Annotated in this window: 16 protein-coding genes, 1 tRNA gene and 1 pseudogene; 5 read left to right on the forward strand and 13 right to left on the reverse strand. The window is 53.8% G+C overall.

The features are described 5' to 3' along the window. The first annotated feature begins 33 nt into the window (after positions 1 to 33). From Poly59_RS30720 to Poly59_RS18570, 3 genes are all read left to right on the forward strand, one after another. Positions 34 to 630 (forward strand): DUF7002 family protein, encoded by a 597-nt coding sequence (locus Poly59_RS30720; RefSeq protein ID WP_390621505.1) that lies wholly within the window; start codon positions 34 to 36, stop codon positions 628 to 630. After that, on the forward strand, positions 627 to 917 hold the full coding sequence (locus Poly59_RS18565) for a hypothetical protein (RefSeq protein ID WP_146535616.1): 291 nt from the start codon (positions 627 to 629) through the stop codon (positions 915 to 917). Before Poly59_RS30720 ends, Poly59_RS18565 begins: the two co-directional genes overlap by 4 nt. Positions 918 to 989: 72 nt before the next feature. Continuing rightward, entirely contained in the window at positions 990 to 1,544 is a 555-nt protein-coding gene (locus Poly59_RS18570; RefSeq protein WP_146535617.1) for a DUF6939 family protein, read from the forward strand. A gap of 153 nt (positions 1,545 to 1,697) precedes the next feature. Here the strand turns inward: Poly59_RS18570 and Poly59_RS29665 are convergent, their stop codons facing one another. Beyond that, positions 1,698 to 1,889: a hypothetical protein gene (locus Poly59_RS29665; protein ID WP_186776373.1), complete on the reverse strand. Its 192-nt coding sequence runs from the start codon at positions 1,887 to 1,889 to the stop codon at positions 1,698 to 1,700. After that, a complete protein-coding gene (locus Poly59_RS18575; RefSeq protein ID WP_146535618.1) occupies positions 1,889 to 2,605 on the reverse strand; it encodes a hypothetical protein in 717 nt (238 codons plus the stop codon). Before Poly59_RS18575 ends, Poly59_RS29665 begins: the two co-directional genes overlap by 1 nt. Positions 2,606 to 2,762: 157 nt before the next feature. Here Poly59_RS18575 and Poly59_RS18580 point away from each other — a divergent pair, with 157 nt between their 5' ends. Continuing rightward, complete coding sequence (locus Poly59_RS18580; RefSeq protein WP_146535619.1) at positions 2,763 to 3,104, forward strand: hypothetical protein; 342 nt, start codon at positions 2,763 to 2,765, stop codon at positions 3,102 to 3,104. A gap of 1,036 nt (positions 3,105 to 4,140) precedes the next feature. Then, positions 4,141 to 4,584: pseudogene (locus Poly59_RS18585) on the forward strand (DNA adenine methylase); the annotation flags it as partial. 228 nt (positions 4,585 to 4,812) lie between these two features. On the opposite strand, the gene Poly59_RS18590 reads toward Poly59_RS18585, so the two are convergent. The 11 genes from Poly59_RS18590 to Poly59_RS18640 form a co-directional block, all read right to left on the reverse strand. After that, positions 4,813 to 6,438, reverse strand: coding sequence for a hypothetical protein (locus Poly59_RS18590; protein WP_146535621.1), 1,626 nt, complete (start codon positions 6,436 to 6,438; stop codon positions 4,813 to 4,815). A gap of 225 nt (positions 6,439 to 6,663) precedes the next feature. Beyond that, positions 6,664 to 6,736 (reverse strand) — tRNA-Ala (locus tag Poly59_RS18595). A 133-nt stretch (positions 6,737 to 6,869) separates the two neighbouring features. Further along, positions 6,870 to 8,831 (reverse strand): RecQ family ATP-dependent DNA helicase, encoded by a 1,962-nt coding sequence (locus Poly59_RS18600; protein ID WP_222436136.1) that lies wholly within the window; start codon positions 8,829 to 8,831, stop codon positions 6,870 to 6,872. Positions 8,832 to 8,987: 156 nt separating this feature from the next. Next, complete coding sequence (locus Poly59_RS18605; RefSeq protein ID WP_146535622.1) at positions 8,988 to 9,398, reverse strand: SseB family protein; 411 nt, start codon at positions 9,396 to 9,398, stop codon at positions 8,988 to 8,990. Between the two features lie 94 nt (positions 9,399 to 9,492). Then, positions 9,493 to 11,796 (reverse strand): glutamine amidotransferase, encoded by a 2,304-nt coding sequence (locus Poly59_RS18610; protein WP_186776374.1) that lies wholly within the window; start codon positions 11,794 to 11,796, stop codon positions 9,493 to 9,495. 54 nt (positions 11,797 to 11,850) lie between these two features. After that, entirely contained in the window at positions 11,851 to 12,798 is a 948-nt protein-coding gene (locus tag Poly59_RS18615; RefSeq protein WP_146535624.1) for a universal stress protein, read from the reverse strand. 117 nt (positions 12,799 to 12,915) lie between these two features. Beyond that, complete coding sequence (locus tag Poly59_RS18620; RefSeq protein WP_146535625.1) at positions 12,916 to 14,295, reverse strand: ArsB/NhaD family transporter; 1,380 nt, start codon at positions 14,293 to 14,295, stop codon at positions 12,916 to 12,918. A gap of 81 nt (positions 14,296 to 14,376) precedes the next feature. Next, the gene (locus Poly59_RS18625) at positions 14,377 to 15,633 is read right to left on the reverse strand and encodes a hypothetical protein (protein ID WP_246151755.1); all 1,257 of its coding nucleotides are present in this window, start codon (positions 15,631 to 15,633) and stop codon (positions 14,377 to 14,379) included. Next, complete coding sequence (locus Poly59_RS18630) at positions 15,626 to 16,951, reverse strand: HlyD family efflux transporter periplasmic adaptor subunit (protein WP_186776375.1); 1,326 nt, start codon at positions 16,949 to 16,951, stop codon at positions 15,626 to 15,628. The genes Poly59_RS18625 and Poly59_RS18630 overlap by 8 nt, the downstream gene beginning before the upstream one ends. A gap of 114 nt (positions 16,952 to 17,065) precedes the next feature. Further along, complete coding sequence (locus Poly59_RS18635) at positions 17,066 to 18,160, reverse strand: DinB family protein (RefSeq protein WP_146535627.1); 1,095 nt, start codon at positions 18,158 to 18,160, stop codon at positions 17,066 to 17,068. 65 nt (positions 18,161 to 18,225) lie between these two features. After that, on the reverse strand, positions 18,226 to 18,708 hold the full coding sequence (locus Poly59_RS18640; protein WP_146535628.1) for a hypothetical protein: 483 nt from the start codon (positions 18,706 to 18,708) through the stop codon (positions 18,226 to 18,228). Positions 18,709 to 18,783: the final 75 nt, after the last annotated feature.

An 18,783-nucleotide genomic window follows, 5' to 3' on the forward strand; every position in this document is an offset into this window, starting at 1 on the left:
TATCTGCCGTCTCTGGAGCGAATCCGGCGATCTATGACGCTAGAGTCGGCTGGAAGGCTTCTTGAGCTTGGCAGCAAGCAGGAGTGGCTCAGGAAGCGACGAGAAGAGATGCTCCCGTTCAGAATCGGAGATGACCAAGTTGTCTTAACAGATCAGCGCCCACTGACCGCTGGCAATGTTGATTTCCAAGATGGATGGGATGTCAGTGATCTTGTGGAGTCCGTGAACCGCCGAGTGTTCTTTTGGCGTGGCAATCACGACGGTTTGCTGAGCAAAGATCGTGGTCACTTCGGCACATACAGTGAACGAGGGGAACAACTTGTCTTCCTTAGAATCCCTTTCGGGGATGCTGTAGCCATTACGGAAAACAGCAATCCAGAATACTGTCGGTTCAACTCTGGTGGGCCACGGTGTTCTGGAGGAAAGAAAAGTCCGAGGGGGCCAAGGACTTTTATGGAAGCGAACCAAGCGGATTTCACGTTTGGCAAAGTTCGAGAAGTTGTTTTTCGGGATGTGTTTTATCTTCCCGACTCAACTGAGATTTGTCACGGTTCATGGGAAGGGGAGTGGCAAATATTTCGCTTCGACGACGTTCAGCGTGATCAACAGACCAATGAGGCAACGAGATGAAATTAAGAATTGCTGACGGTGAGTACCGCAACTCGTTTCATCACGACATTCAAGTATCGGAGTTTGCCTACAGCCCGAAAGATCAGTGTTTGGTCTTCACGCTCGGAATCTCAGACGGCTTCTATCCTTCAAACTATGAAACAAAAATTCCGATCCAACGCATTGTATTTCACAAAGACTACATCTTAATTATGGTCGAGGGTAAACAGAATGTCCCTTTGTTGGCTGAGGAAATTGCAGAACGTAACGCTCACTACGCAAAAACAAGATCATCCGTTCGCATGTAATTACCCGACAAACCATCGAGAAATTTTTCGGAAGCTGTGGCGTACTGTAGCTTCAATTAGGGGCAAGGCATCATGACAATCATCATTGCCAACAAAAGATCGAAGCCAGAGAACCTTCGCAAGAAACACGGAGAAGACATCGAGATCATCGATGTCACTTCAAAGGCTGATGAACCGTGGGTTCACTTTTCTCCATTTTGGCCGCATGGAAATATTCCAGTTCCCTTTTCGGATGGTGTTGTTGCCACTTGTGTCGAAGGGATCTGGCAGGCACTCAAAGTCTTCGAGACAGAAGATGTCGATGAATCAAAACTTCATGTGACAAACATGAAGGGATTGAAAAGAACCGTTCGTCGTCTTGGAAATGTCCGAGGTCACAGGAAGGGATTGCATGGCGACGAACTTCTTCCTTACCGAGAAGCACGACAGGTGATCTACCTGCCGATCTTCAAGTGGATGCTGGAAAACTGCGTACAGGACGAGGTGGAGCAACTTCGACAAATGTCTTCAGAAAAAGCAGTTGTGCTTCTGGATTACACGACAAACGGCGATCTCGACAATTTGAGATCGCCGTTGTCACACGCTGCTTTGGTCAAGCGCTACATCGAAGTAGAGTGGCCTGTTTGATCGATGGGCACTCCACCCATCCTTGGTTAAATCAACTTAGTCGTCGTACTTCAAGTCGCTTCGGTCAATGAATGCTTGGTAGCAACTGAGGGCATTGATGACAGGACGACACAACCTACGACGGCGGTCACGGTCTGCATCTCCGATTCTCACTCAATCAACTTCTTCGACTTCATACACACGAATTGTACCGTACTGAAACGACTCACGAGTGATGCGGTGTCGCACCTGCCTACCTTCTTGCTCCTCAATTAAGCAGTGGTTCTTACGACCGGCGATCTGTCTGTCCAAACCGTCTTCGTCGTACCATCGATTGTCATTTATCACAAACGTCAGAAACGCCATCAGAAGCCCTCCTTCAACCAGTTGCACGACTCTTGAGCAGGAAGTTCTCGATGCAAACATGCTTGGCCCAAGCCACTCCACCATTGCAATCGGTCATCGACATTGACTTCAACCATTACTTGATTTCTGCGGTAGGACTCGTCGATTACGGTTTTGACTCGGTACGGAGTCCCGTGTTGGCTTTCTGCTGTCATCTCATGAGTTTGTCCTATTTGGCTGGCGAGTTTTTCAATGGGCATCCCCCTAAACGGCTCAAGGTGAGCTTCGGCGATGGCTACAGACTCTTCACGTGATAAAGGACGTAGGTAGACTCCCGTTCCCTTTTCCTTGTCATCTGTTTCTTCGACGATGACGCCTTCGTCTTCGGCGTACTGATACCACCATGTTCCGCTGCACAGTGCCCACGACTGATCGAAGCCATATCTCGATTCTCGAACAAGTTCGATGGCTCGCTTCTTCGTCTTCGCAATTACCAACTGGCGATTGAAATTTCGCTGCCAAACTTTGAAGCGGGGCAGTTTTCCAGATGTAGCAAACTCATCAGATTCTAGTCGCTCAATCTGTTCCAGATACGGTTGAACATGGTCTCGGAGTATCGTGAGAGCTTGCTCCCTTGCGTCCAAATATGTGGTGATATCAATGTCGTTGTCTTGCTTGACTTCAGCGATGGCAAGATTTGGCCCGTCACCCGAAAGCCTCCATCCTTGGTTTGGCATTGTCGCCTCCTTTTCGTTTAATCAGAGATCACAGCGCATAAAGATGCCTGTGAATGAATTTGGAAAAGCCGACAAGCAATGTCGGCATCCGCAGCTTCATCAGAAGCAGGCGGCGGACTCAGGGAGGCTCAAAAGTTGAGCACAGGCGAGTCACGAGTTGGGAAGAAGTAGCTTTGAAGTAAATGTCGTTGTTAAAAAAGAAGTTATCAGAAAGACGGAAATAGGTCAAGAAAGATACCACAAAGGCAGATCTGCAAAGTGGCAGGCAGGTGAAAAGCTGATGGAAATGCTGCAAAAGCCTGTTGTTTGCGAAGCCGTTAAAAAGAAAGAAGAAGGAGCATCCTTTATACGGACTAATTTAACTAACTTCTTCACATCACTTATTCAGGCACCAGTTGAACAGACAATTCGACCAGTCGAACATGATCCAGAGAGGATGCTGAGGCTCAACCCTGATGAGATCGCCGCTTACGTGCCTCCATACAGGCTGGCAGCGTGACCAAATCGACGACATAGGACTTCACCACAGACAATCCTGCTTTCATCTCGGTTATCAACGACGGAGAAACAGGGAAGCTATGTGCTTTCCTGTCGTCGCATTGACCGTGATAGACTTAGCATCAGGTCGAGGACAAAATTGCGTTTACACACCCCTTAGACGCTGACTATTAAGAGACACACTCAGGGCCGAGAAAAGCCACATAAGTCCGAGAAATGACGATGAGCCTGTTGCAGCCAGAAAAATGACAGTTCGCTCGTTGTTGATCAACAGGCTGACAATCTCGTCAATTGCCATGAACCTGTTGATAACATCACCGAAATTCAGGCTGCATCAGTGTCGCAGGAACGACTCAGGCTGAGTCCTTCGTACACGCCGTCAACAAATGCAACGGGGGCATTCGCTGATCTTGTTAAAGCGATCCTACGTCGTTCTCCAGATTAACAATCGTCGCCGGAATTAAACGGCAAGTCTGGTCTGACGACGGTTGGCCTGAACCATTTGATCTTCACCTGCTTCCTTCCTTTGCCGAAGCGAACTGCGTGAAGGTGCCCAGTCCTGATGTGGGCGTGATTGTGAGATCCCCTCGGTGCTGCCGCTGAGCCAGATTCACCAAGCGGCTGTTCGCCGATGAACAGTTCGTTGGTCCCGACATTCCAGCCAATTTTCCCACGACGACGAGCCTTGGCTATTAACTCCTCTTTTCGTTTGGGGCTGGCGGATTTGAAGCGTTGCTTGTCCTTGGCGAGTACGTCGTATTCGAGCAGATTGTCTTCAGGACAATTGGCTATTAGCCCGACTGTGGCGACCAGCCGAATGCAGTTTTCGATGACTTCTCGACGCCGAGTGCCGGGAGAAATTTTCTGCGGGTCCATCTTCGCCTTTTCTCGCATCACTTCGCCAACCGTCGTTTTGCAGTCGATTGGAAGAGGAACATGCCACGGTGCCAAAGCACCGTCAACCTCTCGATCCCCAAGGTCAATTCGCAGTATGATCTGGTCCGCTGGACCTTTGGGGCTAGGAATCTTGCCGTTTTGGCCTCGTCCGTTTCAATTCAGCGGGGCGGTTCATGGTTGGCTTCAATCACGGACGCATCGGAGCACCGCCTGAGCAAGTTCAAGCAATGCTGATGGATTGGCATCAATTGTTGCGTCAGAACGATGTGAATTTCGAAGTACGAGACTTTATGAACGTAAATTCACGGTCAGGCGACGTATTGTACTGCGATCCTCCGTACGCAGTCGGCAAGGACCGATACTACTCGGGTAACATTGACTTTGATGAAATGTTCACGTGGCTGGAACGTCAAAGAGGTGAGTGGTTTCTCTCACTAAACGGATTCGTTGGTGAGGAAGATCGGCGGATTTCGGTTCCGCCGCACCTGTTCGATGAAGAGATTCAATTGGATGCAGGATTACGTCCATTTCAGGCAGCCGATACGTCAAGAGTTACAAACTCGTTGTACGTTGGCTCTCCCTGATGCATGCGACTATTCAACAGTCACTGAATGCCGCACGTTTGAAGCATGTTGATTTCGTTGCCTCAGCCGACACTGCTCTGCATCAAGTTCTGTCGTCTTGTGTGACCCCAAAGGGTTATAGCAGTCCGAGTTCGGCGATCGGCTCAACGTCTACTTGAAGATCGCCGTAGTCCTTGCGAAACCATTCCACGATCGCTGATCTTGGCTTCAATTATTCTGCAACCGGACTCAATTGTTTTTCAGTTCCTCGCTTCCAGTGTCTTCAGATTTGAGTGCATCCAAGAATGGTCGGAAATGGTCCTGAAATTCTATCAGGGCTTCCGCAACTTTCTCATAGGGGCGGTCGGCGTAGCGATCTGTATCTTTGCCAGACACTCTACCGCTGCCGTCAACTTTACGTGCGTTGATCAAATCCGCAATCTCGCCTCCAAATTTTGGGCGAACGAGATTCGGTAAGATCTTGCGAATCGTCTTAAAGCTGTGGCGAGGAAAGTCAGCATGATCTCGACCGATTTTTGTGACAACGCCAATTCTCCTGCTGGATTTGGATGGTTTCGCTTGCCACCACTGTGAAAAGTATTGCTGTGGATTCTTCCAGTCTTCCCGATACCAAGGATGACCGCTCTCGCTGACGATCAAGCGGTCGCATCCGATCGTTCGAGAACGTACTTCCGCCCATTGTGCGAGAATTGCGACTTCGGGCCAAAGCAGCCACTCGCCGTATTCACCGGTCTTTGGGCGATCGAAGATGACCCAAGTTCCTTCCCTATTTGTAACTGGATGCCGATCGAAGATATCGTCTACTTCCAGTCGCCCAACTTCCGCCGCCTGCATCGCACAATTGACTGACAAACCCAAAAGCATCTTGCCAAACTGATTGAGATGTCCTGCGATCGTGGCAAGCTGGTCTGGTGTGTAAGTGTTGCCAGACACTCGACGAGTCTGGTTTTTCTTCCGATCGGAATGCAATGAATCGGCAGTGCGTTTGATTCGGATGGCACCCTTTGGCAATTCCCACCGCCAATCAGCTTCTTCATCAATCCAGACCAGAATTGCCCACAGGCAATCCATCGTATGCTTGGCGTGATCTGCGGAGATCGGCTTGCCAGTGTGGCTGCTGACCGGTCGTGTGCGCCAACCTGCAAAGATTTCGTCAATCTTGTTCTTGTCGGTCAGTTCCCAAATGGGGAAGTTAGCCATGTTCGTCTTGAAGCGTTTTGCGATGTCCAAGTAGTTCTGAACGGAGGGCGAAGGCAAGCCATTGTCTTTCCGCTTTCCTGTTTTCTTCCTGAACTTCCGATAGCCGTCGATGGCATCAAAGAAAGTTCTCGTTTCAACTCTGCTCGGATCACTCGGAACTGTTGTCCGAAGTTGTCCGATCAGGTCAGAGGGAAACGATTCAAAGCGAGCATCCGCAGTTGCCATTGCTTCGGCGAGCGCTCCACGGACGGTCGAATCGACGAGTTGCTTGAGTTCTTTCTCACCACGAGCAATCACAGATGGATCATCAGCGACGATATCCAGCCCAAGTTCTCGTAGCTCGTGAAGTCGCTGAGCTTCTTCGCTGGCTTGTCCTTCATTGTTGCGAGCAAAGTCCGAAACACGTAGGACCAAGCGTTCACCTGCTGCCAGCTTCTTGGCGTGAGATAGAACAGATCCGGCCCAGTGGTCAATCTCGTGATACTGGCACTGACGTTCAAACAGGTTGCGAAGGTCGGCCAGTCTTCGTTCCATCTCAGACGTGCCCACATCCCTGATGTTGCCGACGCTGAATCGTTTGTCGCCGACTTCCGGTCGGACGTAGCCTCGTTTGTCAGGACTGGGAAGGCGTCCTCGGTTGGTTCGTTTAGTCATCTGTGCAGGCTCCTCGGAGAGTTTTGAGTGGAGAAACTGCCTGCGTAGCTGGTGTCCGTTAGAAAGTCGAAATCCGACATAATCCGACACGAAATCCGACACAGAATCCGACACTGCCAGTGAACTCACACTTGGCGGAATGCCACGAAATGCCGTAAATCGCTGGTGCTAAAGGAGATAGGGATACGAAAAAAGCCGCTTGTGAAATCACAAGCGGCTTTTGAGTGGAGGATAACGGACTTGAACCGATGACCTCTTGCATGCCATGCAAGCGCTCTCCCAACTGAGCTAATCCCCCGGATTGGGCCGCCTTGGGGGGCGACCGGCGCGGGTAACACTTGCCAAGCAAGGCTTGGATTGCGTTTCCCACGAGACGAAGAAAATAGCAGGTTGATTTCGAGTGCGTCAAGTGGCGGTGCGAAGAGATTGCTCTAGTCGTCAATTCCTCCGACTTGGCTCAGAACGTTAGCGAAGGGGATTTGGTCGCAGACGCCGTAGTTGGCGTGCCGGGTCAGTTTAGATCGTACGAACCCGGGTGACGAAAGGCCGCACAAGAACCTTGCCCGATCTCGCGCCGTGATGAAGCGATCCGGGTACTCCCGGACTAATTCGTCCAGAATCCGTTTAACCGAGGATCCGAGCGGACGGACTTTAAGCTCTGGAATCGTGTGTGGGCCTTCGCCAAGGCAGCACGAGCAGCTGCCGCACGGGGCGCCGAGTGACTCGCCGAAGTGGCTAGAGAGTTGGTCGGCCATGCAGGTTGCCGCCTTTGCCAGTTCGAAGACGCCCTCGAGCCGGCCCACTTCGCCGGTCTCTCGTTTGGCTAGCCGATCGTAAAGATCATCGGCCAGTGTTTTGGGATCATCGATTCGCTCGATCCAGCGGTACCCATGGACCAGATCGGATACTTGAATCTCTAGCCATCCGTTCTCGCTCATGTACTCGATTGCTTTGACGACCCGCGAGCGATCAGCGTTCAGCTTTTTGGCCGCCAGAACAGTATTGAGCAGGAACCAAGTTCGTCCCTTGGTCAGCGATGACAGCACGCCCGCGGCAAATTCGCGAGGTTCACCCTTGAAGTGACTGAGGATCTGTTTCGAGGTGACAAGCGGCTTGATCTTGTAGGTATCGTACCGCGGTGAGGTCGCTTTGAAATGTCCGTCAAGTTCCAGGTAGGTGAGCAGCGTGCGGACGACCGAGATTCGGATATCTATTTCAAAGGAAAGCTTGTAGTGCGATACGTGAAAGTGGTCTGCCTGGCCAGCCAGTAAGTCGATCAGCCGGCCGACGCTGTGACGCGAAGGTGTGTCACCGTACGTGAAGTTTTCCAGCACGGTGCGGTCTTCGGGAAGCAGCAAGATTTCGCAGGTCGAATCGTCACCGTCGCGACCGGCGCGGCCGATTTCCTGGGCATAAGATTCCAACGATTTGGGAGGGTTGAAGTGGTAGACGTAGCGAATGTTTGGCTTGTCGATGCCCATGCCAAATGCAATCGTCGCGACCACAATGCCGTCTTCGGAATTGATGAAGTCCTGCTGGATCTGCGTTCGCTCGTCCGTGTCCATCCCGGCGTGGTAAGCCGTCGCGGGCTGGCCATCAGCCGTTAATTGCTCGGCAATTTCCTCGGCCGTACGCTGTAGCGTGACATAGACCAGCGTCGATCCTCGCTCGCGATTGGCGATCCGTTTTCGAAGTGTCGGGTAATGCGATGCCGAGTCGACGATGGAGCTGCGTAAGCCCAAGTTTGGGCGATAAAACTTGGTTCGAATCGCGTCATCGGGTGCAATGTCGAACGCCGCGCGAATATCCGATAGAACTTCGGGTGTGGCGGTTGCGGTCAGCGCCAGAACCCGTTTAGCGGATAGATCTTTGGCCAACTCGGCTAGCTTCAGATAGTCGGGGCGAAAGCTGTGTCCCCATTGGCTGATGCAGTGTGCTTCGTCGATCGCGAACAAGGAAACGTCAAGTGTTCCGATTGAGGCCAGAAAACGCTCGTTGAAAAATCGCTCTGGTGCAACGTAAAGCATCTTGATCGAACCGTCGCGGATCCCCTGCATCGCTTGACGGAATTCGTCTGGCGACTGAGTCGAATCAAGACGGGCGGCTGGGATGCCACGGGCTGCCAATGCATCGCACTGGTCTTTCATCAGCGCGATTAGCGGTGACACCACCACGGTGGTGCCGGGCAGCATCAGGCTTGGCAGTTGATAGCACAGGCTTTTGCCGCCGCCGGTTGGAAAGACCGCCGCGACGTTCTTGCCGCTTAGAAGTCGCTCGATGACGGCTAGCTGGCCGTCGCGAAAATTGTCCATTCCGAACCTGTCGGCCAGAACTTTTTTAGGGTCGCCCATCACCGAGTTTGATTCTCGATCCGTCATTGTATGCGCCGCCATCGCCACACTCCCTTCTCGGTTCCCAAGTTTGGACCGGCTTGGGGCAGTTGCCCGAGGCCGGAGTCCCAAATCCAGGGGGAAGTGTACGCCCGATCAGATGAGAGTCAAGGAAATTTTGTCGGCTTGAATCGTCGGCATTGCCAGCAAGGTTGCGGGCTATTCGTCGTCGCTCGACGATTCGCCGAGGACTTCGGCGGTAAGTGCTGGATCGATGACACAGGCATCATCGAATTCGGGATCGATCAGCATTCCGAAGCCTTCGGGCAGGTATTCCAGCAGCGCATCGCCTTCAACAACGATGCCTTCGACTTCTTCGCCTTCGCCGAACAGGTCTTCTTGTGAGTTGACGAATTCGCCAGCGATCTTTTCGGAAGTGAAGACCACCAGGGCTTCGAAGTCCTCGATTTCAGCCGTCAAAGCTCCGTACGAACCTTCTTCGCTGTCGTCGTCTTCGGATTCTTCCTCTTCAATACTGATCAGAACGAATTCGCCGCCGAGGATCAATTTTCGAATCGCTGCGGCATCACGTGATTCGGTCAACGCGGGATAGGGAGATGTGCCAGACATGGAAATAATAGAAGGGTTCAGGGTTGGGCGGCGTGAGTTCAGGTTTACGACGCCGAAAGTATACCCGGGCGATCGATTCGCCCGTAGCGGTGGGTCAGGCCAGACCCCAGTGTCGTCTCAGCCACCATTCGATCGACAAGGCAGCGGCAAAAACTAAGAACAACGGCCATCCGGTCATCGGGCCGTCACCCAGCGTCAATCGCTGCGTTACGGGCGTTTCAGCCGCCTTTCGGCGTTTCAAGATGGTGTCGACTAACTCGCCAATTTGGTCGGGGCCGAAAGCAGCTCCGCCATGATCGCCAGTTAATTGGGCAAGCTGAGTCAGGTACACCGGGTCGGCCAAGGGATTGGACAGTTCGCGACTTTCGTCGATGACTTGAAACGCCACCTCGGTCGATTTAATCGGCGACGCCGGATCGGACGCCCGAACTCGCAGTCGATAGATGCCAGGATCGAGCTTGGGGATAGCACCGCGAATCGAGGATTCGTCCGATCCGCCGGATGCTTGGCTGCTGGTTTCCGCCGACACGTTGATGGACTGGGGCTGCGCTGCTTCGTCAACGGCACCGTTGGATGTGCTGATGATCTCGGCGACCATCGTGACGTCCGTTTGGTTCGCGATCGCACGAAAGTTAGGCAGTGCACCGGAGCTGAATCGACGGGAATCGAGTTCGACCAGAATTTTGTCGTCAGCCGATTCTTCACGTGACAGCAGCCATAGCATCAGTTGTCGCCAGAATCGCCGATGCTGGTCGTTGCTGCCACTGCGCCACCATCGCCAGGTCGAATCCATCGCAAGTGCGGCGGCCCGTCCGCGTCCGTACTGACCGACCACCAACAACGGGTCTGACTGAGGCGTTTCAAGCAGCACTTCAACACCCGGCGCGATTTTTGGGCCGAGCAGTTTGTTGGCGCCCAGCAGTGCCGGTAGGTCTCGCCATGCATCGGCCATGCTGTCGTTTTCAGAACCGCGATTCCCCAGGTCGGTGATTGGGTGGTTGCGGGCCAGTTGGATGGTCACCGGTGCATCGACTTGTTCGTACGAATCGAGCGGGCTGTCGATGCCGCGCCGGCGGCTGGCGTCCATTTTGATCGGGATCACATCCGCCAACGGTGATGATGCGTATCCGCCCGCGCCGTAGGTTTGGTATCCGCCGAGTGTTACCAAGCCTGCACCTTGGCCAATGGTCTTGGCGAGTTGTTCGAGTTGACGGTTACCGAGGGCTTTCGCGTCCAAGTCGCCGATCAGGTAGATGTCAAATTGGCCGGGTGTGAACCAATTTTGCAGGTCGACTGGCCATGATTGATTGGTGTCCGTCGGTATCCATCGAAACGTTAAATCAAGATCCGGAAATCGCCGCAGCGCGCGACGGATCAATGACTGTTCTTGATCCAGATTGCTGAACAGATACAAAATCCGGCCGCCTCCTTCACGCACGTCAACAAACGCCAATTGCGAGTTGTTGGTGACGACCAATTCGCCGTCTTGTACGTCGGCACTTGCCTGTAATTGGTACGTGCCCGGGATTGGCGACGTGACGGGAATGGTCACAGCGGCTACGTCGACTGATTTGTTGATCGCAACGCGCCGCGTGGCGGCTTCGGTACGCTGGCCGGCCTCGTCGATCCAGGTCAGGCGGACGGGAATGTCCTTGCCTGACATCCCTTTCGAATTGACTTGAAAGGTGATGTCGACTTGGTTGCCGGTGAACAACTGGTAGTCTTCGGGTAGGGCGTCGATCGCTACGTCTCGCGATTGGGATTGTGTCCGCGCCGGGCCAATGGGAACCGTCCAAAATGGGATTCCAAGTGAATTGAGAGTCTCGATCACTCGGCCGGCACCACCGCCAGTGATCGGTCCAGTTTGGGCTCCGTCGCCCATCATCACAACGCCTGCGATCGGTTGCCCGGCGGCGACGGAAATGGTGGCTGCGGCGGCGGCTTGCAGATCCGTCGATTCGCCTTCGGGCAACACACCCGACAAAGCGTCGGGTGATGTCGACGCAAGTGGTCGAGCACTAGCGTCATAGGCAAGCAGTCGCAGGTCCAGCGAAGTGTCGTGACCGCTAAGCCCCGACGCGAGGGATTGCCACGACTTCATTTGAGTGGACCAGCGATCGCTGCCGTCGCCATCGGGCAACGTCATGCTGCGAGACGTATCGATCGCGACTACCAATGCGGCATCGAGTGGTCGGTTGTCGGTGCGAACCATCGTTGGGCGAATCAGGGCGAGCAGCAGCGCAACGGCGGCTAGCAAACGCAGCCCGATCAGCCAGCGTCTCCGTCGCGGGTCGCTCGTTGGCGGCGTCACCATCACGATGACTGCAACGGTCGTGGCAACCGCAGCCATCGCCAACAGCAGTGATCCGTAGATCGGCTCGATCGCAAGGGATGTCATCGGCGACATGCCTTGTTCAACGACTCACTTGCCGATCGGAAATTGATGCGAGGATCAGCTTGGCACATGGCCGGGTACCACCAGGACCGGATGAGGACTGCGGCGAATTCGATCTTGAACGAATCCTTGCGAAAACCGATCGTCAACTTCGTCGGCCATCACTAGAAGCATCTTTGTGTGTTCGCTCAATGCGTTTGGCGGAGCGATTTCGCCCGCTTGCGGATGCAGGCTATATGTCGCGCCGGTTGCTGCGGCGGTCTTTGCCATCGAACCGTGAAGCGATTGGTGAGTTTTGGTCATCGCATCGGCGAACTGCTCGGTGCTCAGCGACGATCCAGGTTGCATCGCTTCGATGATCGCACGCATGTTCTCGTACTGCTCTTTTTCAATGACCAGGTTCAACGTAACGGTCGCGGCTTCGCCCGCCAATCCGAATGCCCAGCCGGCGGCCCGTTGTTCAACATCGCATTCACCGCTAAGAACCAAGCGGACGTTGTCGACGCACTCGCCAAGTTTCTGGTCATCACGGCGGATGATCAGCATCGGGCATGGGCACTGAGTCAGCATGACATCGATGACGGTGCCAGCACTTTGCGATCCGACCTTTTCAAACGACCGGCCAAACGGGCATGGCAGGATCGTCAAGTCGACCGTATGAGTGGCAATGGCTGTCAAGATCGCTTCATAGGAATCGCCGTCCGGACGTTTGATCGGACGCGATCCGATCACTTTCGCCGCCGCTTCAATCGCCAAGTCGGATTGATCATCGGCTGTTTTATCGCGAGCATCCAATACCAGGGTTTCGGTATTAAAACGTTCACGAAGGTTCGCCGCCGCATCAAGCGAAGTTTCGTCTTGAGGTGATCCGTCCAGCACGACCAGGACGCGAGACGGTTTGATCGGAGTGATCGCCGGCGCTGTGCCCACTTTCGATTTTTCAAACATTCGCATCGACGCGTCAACGTCGCGGTCCAGTTCGTTCGATTCGGACTCGTTCACCATGATGGTTTGTTCGATCTAAAAGGTAAGCAATGCAAAGTAGAGCTATGCACCGCGTTGATGTTGTGTCGCTTCATCCGGCGCGATGATGCGCATCGCGTCCGAATGACCAACCGCAAACTATAAACTTGGAATCAGGTCGTTTTCATAGGCCAGCATGACGTAGATGATCGCGCCGATGACTTGCACCAGCATGATCGTTCCGCCGAGCTTCAGGAATGTGCCCCAGCCGATGTGTTGGTTTGCTTCGCGTTTGAGAGCGTAGATCGCAATCACGCACGAAATGGAGCCGATCGGTGTGCCGTTTCCGCCAAGGTTGCAGCAGATGATCAGCGTCCACCATAGCGGTTCGGCCGGAACCTCTGGGCTGGCCGAGATGTCCTGGACGATTGGGATCAACGTCGCTGCGACAGGGATATTGTCGACGATCGAACTTGCAATCGCTGAAAATCCACCCAGCAGCGGAATCAGCATCTCCATCCGATTGCCCGAAAGTGCAACAACTTGTTCAGCCACAAATGCCAATGCGCCAGTTTGTTTGACACATCCAATGATTACAAACAGCCCCATGAAAAACATGATCACGGTCCAGTTCACTTTTCCAATTGCATCCTCGACACCCTTGCCTGCGAACAACAACGCCGCGGTCGCACCGACCATGGCGATGAAATCCATGCCAACCCCCAATTGCTGAGCGAACACAAATCCGACGACCGTCGCCAGTAGGATTGAGCCACTCCGGTAAAGCACTTTGCGATCTTCAACCATCGCCCAGGGATCAAAGCTTTCGATTTGTTGGCGTAAATCTTCTTTTTCGCTCGCTGATTGTTTCCATGGCAGGTCGTTTCGGAACATGATCCGAAGCACGATGATCGCAATCACCAAACTGATCGCCGCGTAGGGAAGCGACATCTGCAAAAACTGCGTGTAGGGGATGCCCGCGGCGGTGCCGATCATGATGTTGGGCAGTCCGCTTGCAAAGGTCGCGATCGCACCGCTGTTTGCGCAGATGGCCACGCTTAACATCAGCGGTGCGGGCTTGTAGCCGAGCGATCGGCAAATCACCAGGACTAGCGAACTGAGGATCAGCATGGCCGGCACGATCGTCAACACGGCGACGAACAGAAATGTGACGATGCATAACGTCAGGAATAACGTCGCCGCTCGTCCCCCGGTCAATCGCACGATCCACATGCTGATGAAGTGGAACAGGCCACTCTTGCCGACCACATCGACCAAAATGCCCGTCCCGATGATGACGCCAAAGATGTTCAAATCTTCCTTCAAAAAGTCATAGACCTTTGGGAATTCGAACAGCCCCAACATCAGGCTCAGTGCCACCAGCACGATCGCGCCGCACAACGCCGCGACGGTTTTATGGAATCGTTCGGCTGCGACGCCGACGTAGGTCGCCATCATCACGGCCGCGAACAGCAGCATGATGCCGGCTGATTGAGGCTCGATCGGAGTTTCTTCGATCGCGGAGGCGAGCAGGTGCATCGTGCAAGGCTTGGGTCGTTGGAAACGGTGACGTGAGAGGACGACGTGGCGACAACCCTGCCAAGGCTAACACCAACATGCTCAATCGGGCAAGCATCGTTTCAGCGTCATCAACGCAAACCCGGTGCCATAGGGTTGGTGGTAATCGTACAGTGGATAATCCCACCATGATCCGTCGGCTTCTTGGCGATCCAGCATCAGTTTCGCCAACATCGACTGATACGGGGCACGGTCGGCGGCGGGCAATTGATCCATGCTCAGTGCAGCGTAGTAGTGGCCAAAGTAATAAAAATACCCGGCAACTTGCATCCATGATTCGTGAGGGATGGGTCGTTTGCGACCGATGTCCAGCCAGCCATTGCGGACGTACAAACGGTATAGCCAATTCTTGGCGACGTTGTCTGTGATCGACAAATCGCCCCAGTACCGCAGCGCCGTATTGCAACACTGAGTCCGGCCCAAACTGCCACCGGGGCGATTGATACCTCGCATCGGTTGGTACTGTAGGTATTCGCCGTACAGATAACTGAAGTCTGGTTTCTGTTGTCGTCGCAGCGCAGCAATCGCGCGGTCGACGACTCGCTTGGGCGGTTCGACGCCGATGTCGCGAGCTTCCGCCATCGCCACCAACAACGCACCGTTGACGAAACTGATGGATGACGATGTTGGTTGATTGCCGCCGTATCGGAAATCGTAATAGCCCCAGCCACCGTCGACTGATTCGAACCGAGTCAGCATGTCGAACTGGGATTTGATCAGCGTAACAATCTGTTCCTGTTTCGCTGCGTCAGCTTGGTGACGCCCGTGCATGCGCACCAGTGCTTGGATCGAGTAGCCGTGTCCCCAAACGTTGTAGATCGCGTCACTGGTGGCGCGGCGGAGGTTCGGCAAGTGTTCGGTCAACCAAGCTTCGCTTTTGTCGATCGATTCAGCGACGGCAGCAACGTCTTGGCAAAGGCCGCCACTTTCCAGTTCGATTAGTGCCGAAATGCAAAGCGATGTCGTCGCTGTTCGAAACGCATGATGAGCACCCGGAACGGGTGCGAAAATATTCAGGCCTTTCGTGCGAGTCGCCGATCCCCACGATCCGTTGGCGTTTTGGTCCGCTAGTAAGAACGCCACGCCGCGATCGATCGATGCCCGGATGTCGGTTTTGCGAGGTGCTTCGATGGTCGGCAGAACCGGCGGTTGGCTGAAGTCCAGTGCGTCATTCAGAATGCCGGACGCTTCGGCGATTTTGCCAGGTATGTCGTCAGCCATTGCCGGCGCAGCCGAATGGGCGATCACTAGTACTGCTGCGGTAAAGGCAACGCAGGTGTGACGTCGGAAACTACTCATCGTTCGTTTCCTTTGCGGCTTCTTTTGCGATGTCGGCGAAAGTCAGTTTGCATGTCATCGTTGGCATGATGGCTGGCGAGTTTTTAGGCGTTTTGAAAGTCACGACACAGTCGAACTTGCCCGATGCGTAGCCGACGGTCGCGACGGATTTGACCGTTCCGTTCGCTTTGAAATCAGGGAATGCGTCGCAAGTCACTTCGCACCTCGAGCCTTCCGTCACCACGTCTAGTTTTCCTTGGTCTACCGTCGCGTGGATCTGTAGTTTCTTGGGGTTGGCGATTGTCGCGATGACCTGATTCGGCGTCACCTTTGATCCGGTTTTGAGCGTGCTGGGCTTATCGCCCAATTGCCCGCGATTGAGTTCGCCGTACAGCACAATCCCATCGATAGGCGACGCAATGGCCGACTGTTTGCGTTCGTGTTTTAGCTCGGCGGTTTTTTCTGCCTGCTTCGTGAAATCGTCGCGTTTCGTTTGCATTTCAATCTCGCGACGTTGCCGAGCCGAATTCAGATCATGCATCGATTTCTTGTAAGCCAGTTCGGCTTTCGCGATCGACTCTTCTTGCTTTGCTGTCGAATTGGGAACGCCTTGCTGCATGCTGCGCTCGGAACTGATCTTTGTTCCGTCGAGTCGGAACTGGGCAAACTCGACGGCTTGCTTGGCACGCTTCAATACGATCTCTTCGGATTCTTCAGTCAGGTCGTCTTCCAAGTACATTTGTTGAAGTTGTTCGAGTTCCTCTTGCGCATTTTCAAGGGATGCTCGCGATGACTTCAAATTGAATTCGGCCGACAGTACGTCTCGGTCACGGTCGACTTGGACAAAGTTGTCGTAGCCTTGGCGAGCGTTCTTGCGAGCCAGTTCAGCCGCCGCGCGATCGAGTTTTTGAGTTTCGACGAACTGTTGAAATTCGAACTCGGCATCGTCAAGGGCGATTTTTGCCAATCGCAAATCGGTTTCGGACTTTTTGACTTGTTCGTCGACGTCCTCGGTTTCAAAGACGACCACGTTCTGTCCTTGGGTGACCAAGGATCCGTGTTCGACCAACTTCTTGATTTCCCAGGATGTGACATGCTCGGTGTCGGCCGCAATTTCAGCCTGGACGACTGCCTCGAAAACGCCGTTGACATCGACGGTCTTCGGCTCGGCTTTCTTTTCTTCTGAGACGGGTGCCGTTTTTGTTTCAGCCTTTGGTTCCGTTTTCGACTCCGTTTTTACCGGCAAGTCGCTTGCTGACTTGACGTCCGGTTTGTCAGCCAATGACATCCCCGACCAACAGAAAGAAACAAGTAGGGCGAGACAGGTTTTCGAGAGCATGTTGTTTTTCATGGGGGTTCCGATTGCGGGTTTCCGATTACGTTTCGTTTGTCTGTCCGTCTCGTTTGAATGCCAGTTTAATTTGGCGAATAGGTCAGTGCAGAGATTGCATGTTCACTTCGCCGGCCAGTCGGGAAGACTGAATTTTTGAACCGTGTTGGCGGTGTGTTCGTCGTAGTGCCGATCCATCTGTTTCAGCAGAGCTGCGAGCGAGGGCCAGCGGCTGGCGGGGGCCTTTTGATCCGGTGAAATGCCGTCGAGCAGGTACGCAAATCGTCGACAGAATTGACTGACGCGTTCCATCTGCCGTGCTTCTTCGGCACCGTCCCAGTCTGGGTGAGCGGCTCGGTAATCGGGTGGCATTTGCTTGGGGTTCAAATCCATCACCGGAATCGCCGGGTCGACGGCATGATAGATTTCCGAAAAGAATTTCAGTTGGCGACCCATCATGTGTTCCGCGTTCCAACGCGGTGTGTGGGTTCCGTTTGACGGTTCGAAGTTCATCTGTTCAGCCGACAGTTCTGCGAACACCTCTTGCGATGCTTTGCAAGACTTCTCCATCGCCGTGAATAACTCGTTCAAGTCGGCTGGCATCGGCCAGGCCTGGTCGGTCATTGCAATGACTTGTCGCGCCGGTGCATCGTCTCGTTTCGCTGAGATCGCGAGGGTGTTGTGCGAGATGCGACGCGATTGGCTTTCGCTAAGCAACCATTCGGAAATGGCCGAAAACGTTTCGCTTTGGGGGTCGACGTCACTCAGCAGGATTTGTGGCGGATCCAGGTGCGTGACCAGACGTTTGGTTTGTGGCGACATCAACGACTTAGCGCTGTCGCCGCCTAGAACTAGAAGATTGGCGGCGAGTGATTCTGGGAAATCACCGTGCCACGGTTGGTCCATCGACGATGCCGGGATGATCGTTATTTGGGCACCCGATGCATTTAGCTGAACGGCGAAAGCTGAGTTGTCGCCGAGTTTTACTTGCTGGACATCGATTGTGTCGCCAACTGGCATGTTGTCGGTCGTGGTTGTCTTAAAAGTTCCGTCAGGCCAGATATTGAATTTGGGCCCCGGGAACGTTTCGACCGACAAGTTGCCGGCTGGCCATTTTCGAATCGCAACTGGTTCGTTTCCCGCCGCAGATTTCGTGGTGATGAAATCACCGGCGGCAAGGGTGGCAATCAACGTAAGTAAGCAGAACAGGCGATGCATGCGGTGGGAAGTCCTAGTTGTGGTTTGCGAATGAGTGCTGGTTAGGGGCAAGGTATGCCGCGGGGTTAGTTTTTCAAACGATACAAAATGGCTGAACGAAGCGGTTCGCTTGCCATCGAAAGGGCTCGGCGGTAGTTCGCTTTTGCCATACGAGTGTTACCATCGGATTCCGCTCGATGGGCGCGCTGCAGGTAGCTGGACAGACGCTTGTTTCTTAAAACGGCCTGCGAATTGAACAACTTGTTCAGTTCGTTTTGCGTGGCCATCGCAGAGTGGTCAACGATCACGGGAAAGTTGCCAACCACGGGTGTCAGTCCAACGACGAATGGTCGAACGGTTCCCGATGTGATCGACCCTGGGTAACCGTCCATCGTGGTGATCGACGGAGTCGTCGAAGAGATTGACCGGCTGCTGCTTTGTCCAAAGTTAAAGTTCAAGGTGCCCAGCGGTCCCGCAATGCCGCCCGTCGATTGCGCGGTTGAATAGGAAGTTGTCCACAGAACATTCGTGATCAGCAGTGCTGTGGCAGTGAAAATCTGTTTGTGCATCGGATGACCCGGAAAGAAAATGCGAGGGTGTTCCCGTCCTGAATTGTAACGTCTTGGCATCTGCGTTAACTTTCC

The organism is Rubripirellula reticaptiva (assembly GCF_007860175.1).
GTDB lineage: Bacteria > Planctomycetota > Planctomycetia > Pirellulales > Pirellulaceae > Rubripirellula > Rubripirellula reticaptiva.

Bases quoted from the DNA above. Each gene is read 5' to 3' on its own strand.
- Poly59_RS30720 (WP_390621505.1), top strand. From the start codon at position 34: ATGACGCTAGAGTCGGCTGGAAGGCTTCTTGAGCTTGGCAGCAAGCAG.
- Poly59_RS18565 (WP_146535616.1), top strand. From the start codon at position 627: ATGAAATTAAGAATTGCTGACGGTGAGTACCGCAACTCGTTTCATCAC.
- Poly59_RS18570 (WP_146535617.1), top strand. From the start codon at position 990: ATGACAATCATCATTGCCAACAAAAGATCGAAGCCAGAGAACCTTCGC.
- Poly59_RS29665 (WP_186776373.1), bottom strand. From the start codon at position 1,889: ATGGCGTTTCTGACGTTTGTGATAAATGACAATCGATGGTACGACGAA.
- Poly59_RS18575 (WP_146535618.1), bottom strand. From the start codon at position 2,605: ATGCCAAACCAAGGATGGAGGCTTTCGGGTGACGGGCCAAATCTTGCC.
- Poly59_RS18590 (WP_146535621.1), bottom strand. From the start codon at position 6,438: ATGACTAAACGAACCAACCGAGGACGCCTTCCCAGTCCTGACAAACGA.
- Poly59_RS18600 (WP_222436136.1), bottom strand. From the start codon at position 8,831: ATGGCGGCGCATACAATGACGGATCGAGAATCAAACTCGGTGATGGGC.
- Poly59_RS18605 (WP_146535622.1), bottom strand. From the start codon at position 9,398: ATGTCTGGCACATCTCCCTATCCCGCGTTGACCGAATCACGTGATGCC.
- Poly59_RS18610 (WP_186776374.1), bottom strand. From the start codon at position 11,796: ATGACATCCCTTGCGATCGAGCCGATCTACGGATCACTGCTGTTGGCG.
- Poly59_RS18615 (WP_146535624.1), bottom strand. From the start codon at position 12,798: ATGGTGAACGAGTCCGAATCGAACGAACTGGACCGCGACGTTGACGCG.
- Poly59_RS18620 (WP_146535625.1), bottom strand. From the start codon at position 14,295: ATGCACCTGCTCGCCTCCGCGATCGAAGAAACTCCGATCGAGCCTCAA.
- Poly59_RS18625 (WP_246151755.1), bottom strand. From the start codon at position 15,633: ATGAGTAGTTTCCGACGTCACACCTGCGTTGCCTTTACCGCAGCAGTA.
- Poly59_RS18630 (WP_186776375.1), bottom strand. From the start codon at position 16,951: ATGCTCTCGAAAACCTGTCTCGCCCTACTTGTTTCTTTCTGTTGGTCG.
- Poly59_RS18635 (WP_146535627.1), bottom strand. From the start codon at position 18,160: ATGCATCGCCTGTTCTGCTTACTTACGTTGATTGCCACCCTTGCCGCC.
- Poly59_RS18640 (WP_146535628.1), bottom strand. From the start codon at position 18,708: ATGCACAAACAGATTTTCACTGCCACAGCACTGCTGATCACGAATGTT.